This window comes from Streptomyces morookaense, from assembly GCF_013030945.1.
In the GTDB taxonomy this organism is placed as follows: Bacteria; Actinomycetota; Actinomycetes; order Streptomycetales; family Streptomycetaceae; genus Streptomyces; species Streptomyces morookaensis.
Map to the genome: position 1 here is coordinate 1 of NZ_JABBXF010000001.1, position 12352 is coordinate 12352.

A 12352-nucleotide genomic window follows, 5' to 3' on the forward strand; every position below is an offset into this window, starting at 1 on the left:
GGCCGTGAAGCTCACGCCCTTGACCGCATGGACCTCGCGGACGCCCACGCTCGGCCGGCGCTTGACGATCCGGTTCAGCGCCGCCGTCGCACTCCCCCGCCCGGTGTCGGCACCGTAGACGCGGTACACGATGTGGACGTCATCGGCGATGACGGTGGGGATCAGCTCATCAGCCACGGCCGTACCGCTCCTCAGCCTTCCAGAAGTACACGAAACCGCCGACGCCGACCAGCACGGCCCAGCCGAGCGCCAGCGGCCACGCATGGTGCGGCAGCGGAGACGTCCTCAGATGGCCCATGAGCGAATGACGCATCAGGTCGATGTAGACGGCGGCCGGGTTGGCGCTCATCACGTCGATCAGCCACGGGGCCGCGTGGGCCCGCTTGAGGTTGTAGACCAGCGGGTACATCACGCCGGACGCGTACAGCCACGTCCGCATGATGAACGGCAGCAGCTGCGCCAGGTCCGGCGTCTTGCTGCCCATCCGGGCCAGGACCAGCGCCAGGCCCGTGTTGAAGAAGAACTGCAGCAGGAGCACCGGCGCCACGAGGATCCACGACATACGGGGCATGTGGCCGCAGCTCACCAGCACCAGGACGAGCACGAGCATCGAGTACAGCAGCTGCTGGAGCTGCTGGAGCGCGAAGGAGATCGGCAGCGCCGCCCGCGGGAAGTGCAACGCCCGTACGAGGCCCAGGTTGCCCGAGATCGCGCGCACGCCCGCCATCGCCGAGCTCTGCGTGAAGGTGAAGACGAACACACCCGTCACCAGGAAGGGGATGAACGTGTTCGTCGACATCCCCCGCTTGGTGTTCATCAGGACGCCGAAGATGAAGTAGTAGACCAGGGCGTTCAGCAGGGGCGTCGCCACCTGCCAGACCTGGCCCAGCTTGGCCTGGGTGTACTGGGCGGTCAGCTTGGCGCTGGAGAAGGCGGCGATGAAGTGCCGCCTCCCCCACAGCTGCCGTACGTACGCGGCGAGTCCGGGCCGGGCGCCGCTCACCGCGAGACCGTACTTGCCGGCCAGCTCGGCGGCGGTCAGACCGTTGTCGGGTGACGGCGGGGCACTCATGGCGACCGCGCCGTCGTGCGTTGTCTCGCTCACAGTCGGCACTCTCGTCCTCGGGATGCGCTGCCGGAGTGATACCCCGGACCGCGCCCGGCTCTCTCGGACACGAGCCTGTCAGATCACAGGCGGACGGCCCAGTCGGGTCAGGCGCCACACGGTACGCCACTTCATGGGGCGCCGCGGGCCGCACGGCGTCGTCCAGCCCTCGCGGAAACCGCCGAACCACGCGCGCAGCGCGGGGAGCGACGGGCGCCGCGCGAGGGTGAGCAGCAGCCACACGCCGACGTAGACGGGGACCAGGGGCGCGGGAAGGTTGCGGCGGGCGAGCCACACGCGGTTGCGCGCCACCATGCGGTGGTAGACCGCGTGCCGGCTGGGGGCCGTGGTCGGGTGGTGGAGCACCATGTCCGACCGGTAGTCGATCATCCAGCCCGCGTCCAGCGCCCGCCAGGCGAGGTCGGTCTCCTCGTGGGCGTAGAAGAACTCGTCCGGCAGCCCGCCGACGTCGGCGAACACCCGGGTGCGCGCGGCATTGGCGCCGCCGAGGAAGGTGGTCACGCGCGAGGAGCGCATCGGGTCGGAGGCCCGCAGGCGCGGCACATGGCGGCGCTGGGTCTCGCCGGTGTCGGGGTCGGCGATGCGGAAGCTGATGATGCCGAGCTTCGGGTCGGCCGTGAAGGCGGCGCGGCACAGTTCGGCCGTGTCCTGGCCGGGCAGCAGTCCGTCGTCGTCGAGGAAGAGCAGGACGTCGACGTCCCGCCCGGCGGGCCCGAAGGCCTCGATGCCGACGTTGCGGCCGGCCGGGATGCCCACGTTCTCGGGCAGTTCGACGGTGCGGACCGTCAGCCCGGGGACGGCCAGCGGGGGCAGCGGGGAACCGTTGCCCACCACGACGACCTCGATGGGGTCGCCGTCCTGCTTGGCGACGGACTCCAGCAGGGCCCGCAGCTCCTCGGGGCGGTTGCCCATGGTCAGCACGACGGCGCCGAGCTTCATGGTGTTCTCGCTCCTCATTTCAGCCTGCTGGACGCCAGGATCGACACGAGGTGCAGCAGGGTCTGCAGCATCGCGATGCCCGCGAGGACGGCGGTGCCGAGGCGGGTGAAGAACAGGCCTCCGTGCACCGTGTCCGCGATCGCGAGGACCAGGATCAGCAGGGACGCCTCGATGCCGAGGACCAGGCGGTGGAACTTCAGCGCGGCGGCGGCCTTGCGGGCCAGCGCCATGCCGGACGAACGCGGCTCGGCGGCCGACTCCTTGACCGGCGGCAGGCCGGCCTGGTGGCGGGCGACGCCGACGAGGTCCGTCTCGGACTTGATCAGGACGGCGCCGAGCGCGGCGAGCGTGCCGAGGAAGGCCCACAGCCAGTCGATCCGGCCGCCGCCCCACAGGTCGGCGGCGCGCAGGCCCAGGCCGACGAGGACCGCGGCGTCGCACAGGTAGGCGGCGACCCGGTCCAGGTAGACCCCGGAGATCGAGTACTGCTTCTTCCAGCGGGCGATCTCGCCGTCGACGCAGTCCAGCAGCAGGTAGAGCTGGACGGCGACCACGCCGAGCACGGCGCCCGCGATCCCCGGCACCAGCAGGGCCGGGGCCGCGAGGACGCCCGCGACGGTCATCAGGTAGGTGAGCTGGTTGGGCGTGACCCTGGTGTTCACCAGGTACCGGTCCACCCGCAGCGAGATCTCCCGCATGTAGAGGCGGCCGGCCCAGTGCTCACCGCTGCGCCGGTCCTTCACACCCGCGGGGTGGACGACCGGACGCAGTTCAGCGACTGACGGTTTCTGCATAGTCGGCGAATGCGTCCCTGATCTGATCGGTGGAGAGGTCGAGGTGCTCCAGGATGGTGTACCGCCCGGGGCGGGTCTGGGGCGCGTACTCCACCGCTCTGACGAACTCGTCGTCGGTGAAGCCGATGTCGCCCGGCAGCACGGGCAGTTCGTGCCGCCGCAGCACCTCGACCATCAGCGCGGATTCCTCGCGGGCACCGCGCAGGTGCATCGCGAAGGCGGCACCGAGGCCGCACTGCTCGCCGTGGCTGGCGGCGCGCTTGGGGTAGAGGAGGTCGAAGGCGTGGTTGATCTCGTGGCAGGCGCCGGAGGCCGGGCGGCTGTCGCCGGCCACGGACATCGAGATGCCGGTGAGCACCAGCCCCTCGGCCAGCACCTGCAGGAAACCGTCGTCGCCCACGTCGCCGGGGTGCCGGAGCACGGCCTCGCCGGCCTGGCGGGCCATGGCGGCGGCCAGTCCGTCGATCGCCTCGCCGGTCTCGCGGTGGGAGAGCTCCCAGTCCGCGACGGAGGAGATGTTGGAGATCGCGTCGCCGATGCCGGAGCGGACGTAGCGCACCGGCGCCTGGCGGACGATGTCCAGGTCGATCACGACGGCGATCGGGTTGGGCACGCCGTAGGAGCCGCGGCCCGCGTCGTTGTCCAGGGTCGCGACGGGCGAACACAGGCCGTCGTGCGAGAGGTTGGTGGCGACGGCCACCAGCGGCAGGCCGATCCGCGCCGCGGCGTACTTGGCGCAGTCGATGATCTTGCCGCCGCCGAGGCCGACGACCGCGTCGTAGCGGCCGGACTTCATCGCGTCGCCGAGCCGGATCGCGTCGTCCAGCGTGCCGCCGCCGACCTCGTACCAGGAGGCGCCGGGCAGCGCGGGGGCGAGCCGCTCGCGCAGCGCCGCCCCCGAGCCGCCGCTGATGGCGACGGCCAGCTTGCCGGAGCTGGAGATGCGCTGGTCGGCGAGGACGTCGGCCAGGTCGTTCAGCGCTCCGGCGCGGATGTCGACGACGACCGGCGAGGGGATGAGCCTCGTCAGTACTGGCACGCGATCTCCCGGCCCTTGGCGAGGTCGTCGTGGTTGTCGATCTCGACCCACTTCACGTCGCCGATGGGGGCCGTGTCGACCTTGAAGCCGCGGTTGACGAGCTCCTGGTAGCCGTCCTCGTAGTAGAGGTCGGGGTCGCGCTCGAAGGTGGTCTTCAGGGCGTCGGCCAGCTCGGCGGCGGCCTCGGGCTCGATGAGGGTGACGCCGATGTACTCGCCGGTCGCGCGGGCCGGGTCCATCAGCTTGGTGATCTTCTGGACGCCCTTCTCGGCGTCCGCGACGACCTTCATCTCCTCTTCGGCGAGGTGCTTCACCATGTCGAGGGCGAGGATGATCTTCTGGCCGTCGCCGCGGGCGGCGAGCAGCGTCTTCTCGACGGAGACCGGGTGGACGGTGTCGCCGTTGGCGAGGATCACACCGCGGCCGAGGACGTCACGGGCGCACCACAGGGAGTAGGCGTTGTTCCACTCCTCGGCCTTGTCGTTGTCGATCAGGGTCAGCTTCAGGCCGTACTTCGCCTCCAGCGCCTCCTTGCGCTCGTACACGGCCTCCTTGCGGTAGCCGACGACGATCGCGACCTCGGTCAGGCCGACCTCGGCGAAGTTGGCCAGCGTGAGGTCGAGGACGGTCGTCTCGCCGTCCACCGGCACCAGGGCCTTCGGGAGGGTGTCGGTGTAGGGGCGCAGACGCCGTCCGGCGCCGGCGGCCAGCACGAGGCCGATCATGCGGGTTCTCCTGTTTCGTCGTGAACTGCGGGTGCCCCGGAGGACACCCAGAACCGGATGCTCTCGCCGAGCACCACAAGCGCGATGGCGACGGCGAGGACCGTCAGCGCGATGGCGAATCCCTGGCCGTGCTGCCAGAGGGCGGCGGCGGTCGTGACCGCCAGGACCCGCCCCTCGTGCCCGCCGACCGCCCGCACCAGCCGGTGCGGGGGCGCCCCGGTGCCGCCGCGGATGCGGTACACCGTGTCGTAGTGATGGTAGGCGACCGCGGCCACCAGGCCGAATGCCGCCGGGAGGGCGCCGGGGGCGCCGGAGCGGGCCGCCAGGATCAGGACCGTCACATACTCGGCCGCACGGAAGGCGGGCGGGACGAGCCAGTCGAGCGGGCCCTTGAGGGGGCGGGCGACCGCCGCGCCCGCGAAGACCGCGTACAGCCCCGCGCCGAGGACCGGCCACCAGCCCGGGGCCGCGTGCCACCACAGCAGGAGCAGCAGCACGCCCGTGCCCGCGAAGGCGAGGACCGGTGCCGTGGCGCCACCGCCGGGGCGTCGCGCGGTGACCCGCGCGGACAGCTCGGCGAGCGGCCCGGAGTCGGCCAGGTCCGCCAGCGCCTGCGCGGCGCGGTCGGTGCGGCGGGCCTTCCGCGTCAGCGAGCGCAGGACGCGGCCGGCGGTGGTGTAGCAGGCGGCCACGGCGCAGCCGATCAGCAGCACGGTGAAGACGATGCGCGGCGTGGTGAGCGCGGTCAGGACCGCGATCAGCGCCCAGCGCTCGCCGATCGGCAGGACGATCATGCGGCGGGCCCAGACGGTCCAGCCGACGCTGTCGAGCCGGTCGGAGAGGGCGGCGGTGGGGCTGGTGTTGGCCGTGGCGTCGTGGTTGGCCTCGGTGAAGGAGAAGTCGACCACGTGGCGGCAGGTCTGCAGGACCATGGCGCCCAGCGCGAGCGCCCACACGTCGTCGTGGCCGCCGCCGTGGGCGGCGCCGATCGCCAGGCCCGCGTAGTACGCGTACTCCTTGGCGCGGTCGAAGGTCGCGTCGAGCCAGGCGCCGAGCGTGGAGTACTGCAGGGAGTAACGGGCGAGCTGCCCGTCGGTGCAGTCCAGGACGAACGAGGCGATCAGCAGCACGCCCGCCGCGACGAACCCGCCCCGGGTGCCGGTCGCGGCACAGCCGGCCGCGATCAGGGCGGTGAGCAGCGAGGCGGTGGTCACCTGGTTGGGGGTGAGACCGCGCCGGGCGCACCAGCGGGCGATGTAGCGGGAGTACGGGCTGATGCAGAAGGTGGTGAAGAAGCCGTCGCGGGACTTCACGGCACTGCGCAGCCGGACGGCCTCGTCGTCGACGGAGGCCACCTCGGCGAGGGCCTTGGTCCGGGTGTCGTCGTCGGCGGGAACGGCGGCGACGAGCACCCCGAGCTCGGGACGGTGCACGGGGACGCCTTCGGCTTCGAGGCGGGCGGTGACGGCGCCCACGGCCTCGCCCTCCGTGACGGCGCGCGTCAGTGCGCCACGCGCCTCGGACTGCACCGACAACGCGCCCTCCACCGCCGCCGCCGGGAAGCGCGGGTCGGTGAGGGCCAGTCGCAGGGCGTGGACGTGGCCGACGAAGCCGGGGTCCACCAGGGCGACCCGCTCCGTCGCGGGCACGGCCGCGAGCCCGTCACGCAACGTGGCCGCGTCCGCCGCCACGCGCACGTCGAAGCCGAGCTCTCGCAGGTCGTCCTCGAGGGACGAGCCCGCGGGCGGCGGACCGGTGAGGATGGCGGTCGACAGACGAACTCACTCCTTGGAAGCTGACGGCGCGCAGGGCCCGGCTGCGGGGCGGCGCACGGCACGTCGGCAGAGGCTATCGGATCACCGGAAGTCGCCGTTCACCGCACGTGCACCGGTCGGTCTTCCCCGGTTGACAGGACGTGTGGGCGGGCCTTCGGGTTCCTCGGCTGGAATAGGGTGCCCTGCATGACGTGGCTGATCACAGGCGGAGCCGGATATATCGGGGCGCACGTAGCGCGGGCGATGGTGGAGGCCGGGGAGAAGGTGGCCGTCCTGGACGACCTGTCCTCGGGCCGGGCCGTCCGGCTGCCCGAGGGCGTCCCGCTGGTGCAGGGCTCGGTCGCGGACCGGGAGCTGCTGGACCGCGCCCTCGCCGACCTGGACGTGGCGGGTGTGGTGCACCTCGCGGCGAAGAAGCAGGTCGGGGAGTCGGTCGAGAAGCCCCTGCTCTACTACCGGGAGAACCTGCACGGCCTGACCGTGCTGCTGGAGGCGGTGGTGGCCGCCGGGATCGGCAGCTTCGTCTTCTCGTCCTCCGCGGCCGTCTACGGCATGCCGGATGTGGACCTCGTCACGGAGCGGACCCCGTGCCTGCCGATCAACCCCTACGGCGAGACCAAGCTCGCGGGCGAGTGGCTGGTGCGGGCGACGGGGGCCGCGTATGGGATCTCCACGGCCTGCCTGCGCTACTTCAACGTCGCGGGCGCGGCCCGGCCGGAGCTGGCCGACACCGGGATCTTCAACATCATCCCGATGATGTTCGACCGGATCACCCGCGGGGAGCGTCCGAAGATCTTCGGCGCCGACTACGACACGCCGGACGGCACCTGCGTCCGTGACTACATCCACATCGAGGACCTGGCCACCGCCCACCTGGCCGCCGCCCGCCGGCTCGCCGGGCGGACCGGCGGCGGGGACCTGACGCTCAACGTCGGCACCGGCCGCGGGGTGTCCGTGCGCGAGATGGCGGATCTGATCGGGGAGATCACCGGCCGTACGGACCTGGCGCCCGAGGTCGCGCCGCGCCGTCCGGGCGACCCGGCGCGGGTCGTGGCGTCGAACGCGACGATCGCCGACGAGCTCGGCTGGACCGCCCGGCACGACCTCCGCAGCATGGTCTCCTCGGCCTGGGAGGGATGGTGCCTGCACCACCCGGAGGCACGTCTTCGCTGATCACGGCGCCGCCCTGGCGCTGCCGCATCGCCGCAGGTCAGAGGCAATGACAACGGTGTTCAGTGCCGCGTTGCCAATACCCCCCACCCGTAGTTCACTGGGGTCCCGGCCGGCCCCCGCCGGCCGTTTGGGCGAGCGCTCGGGAGAGGCGGCGTATCAATGGGTGCAGGGCACGACCACGGCCACTCGCACGGGGGACCCCCGCCGACGAGCGGCACCGCGGCCGCCGCCTACAAGGGCCGGCTGCGTATCGCTCTGGGCATCACCCTGACGGTGCTGGTCGCGGAGATCGTCGGCAGCGCGCTGACCGGCTCGCTGGCACTGATCGCGGACGCGGGCCACATGGCCACGGACGCGGTGGGGGTGAGCATGGCGCTGGTGGCGATCCACTTCGCGAACCGGCCGGCCGGCGGCCGGCGCACCTACGGCTATGCGCGGGCGGAGATCCTGGCGGCACTGCTGAACTGCCTGCTGCTGCTCGGCGTCGGCGGGTTCATCCTCTTCGAGGCCGTGCAGCGGCTGGTGGAGCCCACCGAGGTGCCGGGCGGGACGACCGTGCTCTTCGGCCTGGTGGGCGTCGTCGCCAACCTCGTCTCGCTGGCGCTGCTGATGCGCGGCCAGAAGGAGAGCCTCAATGTGCGCGGGGCGTTCCTGGAGGTCCTCTCGGACGCCCTCGGTTCGCTGGCCGTGGTGATCTCGGCGCTGGTCATCATGGCCACCGGCTGGAAGCAGGCGGACCCGGTCGCCTCGCTGCTGATCGGCCTGATGATCGTGCCGCGCACGGTGAAGCTGCTGCGGGAGGCGCTGGACGTGCTCCTGGAGGCCGCGCCGAAGAACGTCGACATGGGCGAGGTACGGGCGCACATCATGGCCCTGCCGGGCGTGGAGGACCTGCACGACCTGCATGTGTGGACGATCACCTCGGGCATGCCGGTGCTCTCCGCGCACGTGGTCGTGGACCCGCAGGCGCTGGACTCGGCCGGGCACGAGAAGATGCTGCACGACCTGCAGGGCTGCCTGGGCGAGCACTTCGACGTCGAGCACTGCACCTTCCAGCTGGAGCCCAGCGGGCACGCGGAGCACGAGGCGAGGCTGTGCCACTAGGCTCCGCCGGAAGTGCGGTACTTCGGCTGCGGGCCGTCGGTGGTTGCTCGCGCAGTTCCTCCCCCAGCTACCGCTGGGGGTACCCCCAGCGCCCCTGACGGGGCGCACCGGGCGCCGTTTCTGAGGCAGACTCCAGGGACGAGACCGAGAACGAGGGAATGGTCATGCCGATGACGTCAGACGACAGCACCGCCGAACCGATCATGCTGGAGCTCGTCGACGAGAGCGGCAGGACGATCGGCACCGCCGAGAAGCTCTCCGCCCATGTCGCACCCGGCAGGCTGCACCGCGCCTTCTCGGTCTTCCTCTTCGACGACAGCGGCCGGCTGCTGCTGCAGCGCCGGGCGCTGGGCAAGTACCACTCCCCCGGCGTCTGGTCGAACACCTGCTGCGGGCACCCGTACCCGGCGGAGCCGCCGTTCGTCGCGGCGGCCCGGCGCACGGCGGAGGAGCTGGGCGTCGCGCCCGCGCTGCTGCGCGAGGCGGGAACGGTCCGCTACAACCACCCCGACCCGGCCTCGGGCCTGGTCGAGCAGGAGTACAACCACCTCTTCGCCGGGATCGTGCGGGACACCCCGCGCCCGGACCCGGCGGAGATCGGGGAGACGGCGTTCGTGACGCCCGCCGAGCTCGACGCGCTGCGGGAGAAGGCCGAGTTCTCCGCGTGGTTCATGACGGTGCTGGACGCCGCCCGGCCGGTGGTCCGGGAGCTCACCGGCCCCGCTGCGGGCTGGTGAGCGGCAGGGCGGCCCAGACCACCTTGCCGCCCCCGGCAGTGTGCTCCACGTCGTGGCAGCCGCCGGCCTCCTCGACGACGGCCTGCACGAGCAGCAGGCCGCGGCCGCCGGTGCACTCGTCGCCGACCTCCATCGGCCGGGGCCGGTACGGGTGGCTGTCCTCGACGGCCACCCGTACCCAGGCCGGGCCGATGGAGACCTCGACGCCCACCTCCGGCGAGAGCAGGGCCGCGTGCTGGACGGCGTTGGTGACCAGCTCGGAGACGATCAGCAGCAGGCCGTGCAGCAGGTCCGGGCGGATCGGCACGCCCTGACGGGCGATCAGGTCGCGGACGGCGTGCCGGGCGCCCGGGACGGAGCAGTCGAGCGACGGGACGGTCAGCCGCCAGCTGCCCTCGTAGCCGCCCGGTCTGCGGGGCGGGGGCGCCACCGCCCGGCTGGGCCCCTTGGGGGCACTCCCGAGGATCTCCATGTCCGATACCAACCCCTCGCCGTGGCTCGACCGCACACGTCGAGTGTTGGGAGTTCAACCGTCCGTACCGGCCCCCTGAACGGAAGTCGGCACGTATCGACGGGATTTGACCGGGTGCGTATGCCGCGGTCACTCACGCGACCGTTCCTGGTTGTCAAGTTCACTATTCACAGAGCGCACGGCCCGCCTGCCGCCGACGCCGAGGGCGATCAGCCCGAGCCCGTCGAAGAGCAGGGCCAGCGAGATGAACGTACCGATCACATAGAGGCTGCTGTGCGGCCAGTCGGCCAGCACCAGGATGCCCAGCAGGAGATCGAAGGCGCCCTGCAGCAGCGTCCAGGCCATTTGCGGGCCGCGCACCACCAGGCTGCCCACCAGGCGGAACACACCGCCGGTGAGGAACAGCAGCGCCGCGAACATCGTCAGTGCCGCGGCCGCGTTCACGGGCATCTTGATGACCACGACACCGGCCGCGATGTTCAGCGCGGCCACCACCACGCCCAGCCAGAAGTAGTTGCTCGCCCGCGACTGGACGGCGTGCAGCAGGCCCACGACGCCGCCGATCAGCAGCAGCCAGCCGAAGAGCAGCATCGTGGTGAGGGTCGCGAAGGCGGCGTAGGCGAGGCCCACCACCCCCGCGAGCACCAGGATCCCGCCGAGCAGGGCCAGCACCCCGAAACCGCGGCTCAGCCGCCTCGATCGTGCCTTGGGCATGAGCGCCTCCTCACAGCGCCCCCTGATCTTGATCATAGGGGCGCCGGTGCCGGATAGCATCCGGCGCATGGAGCCCGCAGCACTGCACCTGGACGTCACCGGTGCCACCGCGACCGTCCGCATCGACCACCCGGCCAAGCGGAACGCCATGACCACGGAGATGTGGCAGGCGCTGCCGGACCTGCTGAAGCAGTGCGCCGCCGATCCGGCCGTGCGCGTGCTCGTCCTGACCGGCGAGGGCGGGACGTTCTGCGCCGGGGCGGACATCTCCACCCTCGCCGCCGACCACGGTGCGGGCCCGCAGGGCCTGGCGGTGGCGGCCGAGGAGGCACTGGCCGCCTTCCCCAAACCCACGATCGCCGCGGTCCGCGGCCACTGCGTGGGCGGCGGCTGCCAGCTCGCCGCCGCGTGCGACCTGCGGTTCGCCGCGGAGGGGGCGAAGTTCGGGGTGACCCCGGCCCGGCTGGGGATCGCCTACCCGGCGGTCTCCACCCGGCGGCTGGCGAGTCTCGTCGGACCGGCTGCGGCCAAGTACCTGCTGTTCTCCGCGGAATTGATCGACACCGAACGGGCGCTGCGGGTGGGCCTGGTGGACGAGGTATGGCCGGAGGAGGAGTTGGGGCCCCGGGTGACGGAGTTCGCGGAGGTGCTGGCGGGGCGGTCGTTGCTGACCCAGGTGGCGGCGAAGACGGCCCTGACGACGGACGGGGACGGCGCCGAGTGGCCCCTGGAGGCCCGCAGGAGCGGGGAGACGGCGGAGGGGGTGGCGGCGTTTCTGGAACGCCGCACTCCGCAATTCGGCTGGACGGGCGCCTGAGACAACCACCCGGAACCTTCCCGCTGTACCAACCAGTCGGTAACGTACTGGTACATGACCATTACATCGGGATCGGATGTGCCCGCGGACGCCCCGAGGCGCTGCAACACCGTCGTCAACCCCTTCCATGCCGCCCACTACTTCGCCCCGGAGATCACCCGGGAACTGACGGCGCTCGGCATCGAGAAGGGCCGTGCCGTCTACTTCGCCGGGCGCAGCGCAGCGTTCGGCCGTGTCGGCGCGGGGGTCGTCACGGCCACGTTCCACAGCTTCAAGCACGACGTGATCGCGCAGCACGTGCCGCACGTCTGGGACATCGCCTCGCCCGAGCAGGTGCTGGACGCCCGGCTGCGGGCCGTCGACGGCCACCTGCGGCGGCTGCTCGGCGAAGAGGCCGTCTCCTCCGCCGGGATGACCGAGGCGGCCGGGCTCGCGCTGCGGGCCGCGGAGGCGTGCGAGCGAGCGGTCCGCCCGCTGTACGCGGCCCACGCCGACCTGCCCGTGCCCGACGCGCCGCACCTCGCCCTGTGGCATGCCGCCACCCTGCTGCGCGAACACCGCGGCGACGGCCACCTGATCGCCCTCGGCCACTCCGGGCTCGACCCCGTCGAGGCGCTCGTCACCCACAGCGCCACCGGCAAGGGGATGGCGCGCAACTGGCTGGTCACCATGCGCGGCTGGACCGAGGACGAGCTGGACGCGGCCAAGGACCGGCTGCACGGGCGCGGACTGCTGGACGCCGAGGGCGGGTTGACGGCGGAGGGCGACGCGCTGCGCGAGGACATCGAACGCGAGACGGACCGCCTGGACCGTGCCCCGTACGTGCACTTGGGCGCCGACGGCATCGAGCGCCTGATCGAGCTGATGACGGGCTTCACCACCGCCCTGGTCAAGGGGGGTGCCTTTCCGGCGGATCTGAGGGGCAGGGCCTGAGGTT

At 72.1% G+C, this 12352-nt stretch carries 13 protein-coding genes and 1 pseudogene; 5 read left to right on the forward strand and 9 right to left on the reverse strand.

The window, feature by feature from the left end:
* The 7 genes and pseudogenes from HG542_RS34630 to HG542_RS00035 all read right to left on the reverse strand — a co-directional run.
* Positions 1-177 (reverse strand): annotated as a pseudogene (locus tag HG542_RS34630) (ABC transporter ATP-binding protein); the annotation flags it as partial.
* Positions 170-1105: an ABC transporter permease gene (locus HG542_RS00010; RefSeq protein WP_171077844.1), complete on the reverse strand. Its 936-nt coding sequence runs from the start codon at positions 1103-1105 to the stop codon at positions 170-172. The gene HG542_RS00010 and the pseudogene HG542_RS34630, both read right to left, overlap by 8 nt.
* Before the next feature lie 78 nt (positions 1106-1183).
* The gene (locus HG542_RS00015) at positions 1184-2065 is read right to left on the reverse strand and encodes a glycosyltransferase family 2 protein (protein ID WP_373313175.1); all 882 of its coding nucleotides are present in this window, start codon (positions 2063-2065) and stop codon (positions 1184-1186) included.
* Positions 2066-2079: 14 nt separating this feature from the next.
* Complete coding sequence (locus tag HG542_RS00020) at positions 2080-2859, reverse strand: CDP-alcohol phosphatidyltransferase family protein (protein WP_171077846.1); 780 nt, start codon at positions 2857-2859, stop codon at positions 2080-2082.
* Positions 2837-3898: an iron-containing alcohol dehydrogenase family protein gene (locus HG542_RS00025; protein ID WP_171077847.1), complete on the reverse strand. Its 1062-nt coding sequence runs from the start codon at positions 3896-3898 to the stop codon at positions 2837-2839. The genes HG542_RS00020 and HG542_RS00025 overlap by 23 nt, the downstream gene beginning before the upstream one ends.
* The gene (locus tag HG542_RS00030; RefSeq protein ID WP_171077848.1) at positions 3886-4623 is read right to left on the reverse strand and encodes a phosphocholine cytidylyltransferase family protein; all 738 of its coding nucleotides are present in this window, start codon (positions 4621-4623) and stop codon (positions 3886-3888) included. The genes HG542_RS00025 and HG542_RS00030 overlap by 13 nt, the downstream gene beginning before the upstream one ends.
* Complete coding sequence (locus tag HG542_RS00035) at positions 4620-6398, reverse strand: DUF5941 domain-containing protein (protein WP_171077991.1); 1779 nt, start codon at positions 6396-6398, stop codon at positions 4620-4622. The genes HG542_RS00030 and HG542_RS00035 overlap by 4 nt, the downstream gene beginning before the upstream one ends.
* Positions 6399-6584: 186 nt before the next feature.
* Between HG542_RS00035 and galE the strand changes: the two genes are divergently transcribed.
* From galE to idi, 3 genes are all read left to right on the forward strand, one after another.
* Complete coding sequence (galE, locus tag HG542_RS00040) at positions 6585-7571, forward strand: UDP-glucose 4-epimerase GalE (RefSeq protein WP_171077849.1); 987 nt, start codon at positions 6585-6587, stop codon at positions 7569-7571.
* A gap of 159 nt (positions 7572-7730) precedes the next feature.
* On the forward strand, positions 7731-8675 hold the full coding sequence (locus HG542_RS00045; protein WP_171077850.1) for a cation diffusion facilitator family transporter: 945 nt from the start codon (positions 7731-7733) through the stop codon (positions 8673-8675).
* A gap of 164 nt (positions 8676-8839) precedes the next feature.
* The gene (gene idi, locus HG542_RS00050) at positions 8840-9412 is read left to right on the forward strand and encodes an isopentenyl-diphosphate Delta-isomerase (protein WP_373313176.1); all 573 of its coding nucleotides are present in this window, start codon (positions 8840-8842) and stop codon (positions 9410-9412) included.
* On the opposite strand, the gene HG542_RS00055 is transcribed toward idi, so the two are convergent.
* Together HG542_RS00055 and HG542_RS00060 are read right to left on the reverse strand one after the other, a co-directional pair.
* Complete coding sequence (locus HG542_RS00055) at positions 9387-9884, reverse strand: ATP-binding protein (RefSeq protein ID WP_171077992.1); 498 nt, start codon at positions 9882-9884, stop codon at positions 9387-9389. The genes idi and HG542_RS00055 overlap by 26 nt on opposite strands.
* 129 nt (positions 9885-10013) lie before the next feature.
* Positions 10014-10598, reverse strand: a complete 585-nt coding sequence (locus HG542_RS00060) for an HdeD family acid-resistance protein (RefSeq protein WP_171077852.1) — start codon at positions 10596-10598, stop codon at positions 10014-10016.
* Positions 10599-10665: 67 nt separating this feature from the next.
* On the opposite strand from HG542_RS00060, the gene HG542_RS00065 reads away from it, so the two are divergent.
* Positions 10666-11415, forward strand: a complete 750-nt coding sequence (locus tag HG542_RS00065; RefSeq protein ID WP_171077853.1) for an enoyl-CoA hydratase/isomerase family protein — start codon at positions 10666-10668, stop codon at positions 11413-11415.
* Between the two features lie 54 nt (positions 11416-11469).
* Positions 11470-12348, forward strand: coding sequence for an SCO6745 family protein (locus tag HG542_RS00070; RefSeq protein WP_171077854.1), 879 nt, complete (start codon positions 11470-11472; stop codon positions 12346-12348).
* Positions 12349-12352 lie beyond the last annotated feature (4 nt).

What these genes read in the sequence shown, in the direction of transcription:
- HG542_RS00020 (WP_171077846.1), bottom strand. Translation starts at nt 2,859, where the DNA reads ATGCAGAAACCGTCAGTCGCTGAACTGCGTCCGGTCGTCCACCCCGCG.
- HG542_RS00015 (WP_373313175.1), bottom strand. Translation starts at nt 2,065, where the DNA reads ATGAAGCTCGGCGCCGTCGTGCTGACCATGGGCAACCGCCCCGAGGAG.
- HG542_RS00055 (WP_171077992.1), bottom strand. Translation starts at nt 9,884, where the DNA reads ATGGAGATCCTCGGGAGTGCCCCCAAGGGGCCCAGCCGGGCGGTGGCG.
- HG542_RS00045 (WP_171077850.1), top strand. Translation starts at nt 7,731, where the DNA reads ATGGGTGCAGGGCACGACCACGGCCACTCGCACGGGGGACCCCCGCCG.
- HG542_RS00070 (WP_171077854.1), top strand. Translation starts at nt 11,470, where the DNA reads ATGACCATTACATCGGGATCGGATGTGCCCGCGGACGCCCCGAGGCGC.
- galE (WP_171077849.1), top strand. Translation starts at nt 6,585, where the DNA reads ATGACGTGGCTGATCACAGGCGGAGCCGGATATATCGGGGCGCACGTA.
- idi (WP_373313176.1), top strand. Translation starts at nt 8,840, where the DNA reads ATGCCGATGACGTCAGACGACAGCACCGCCGAACCGATCATGCTGGAG.
- HG542_RS00030 (WP_171077848.1), bottom strand. Translation starts at nt 4,623, where the DNA reads ATGATCGGCCTCGTGCTGGCCGCCGGCGCCGGACGGCGTCTGCGCCCC.
- HG542_RS00060 (WP_171077852.1), bottom strand. Translation starts at nt 10,598, where the DNA reads ATGCCCAAGGCACGATCGAGGCGGCTGAGCCGCGGTTTCGGGGTGCTG.
- HG542_RS00065 (WP_171077853.1), top strand. Translation starts at nt 10,666, where the DNA reads ATGGAGCCCGCAGCACTGCACCTGGACGTCACCGGTGCCACCGCGACC.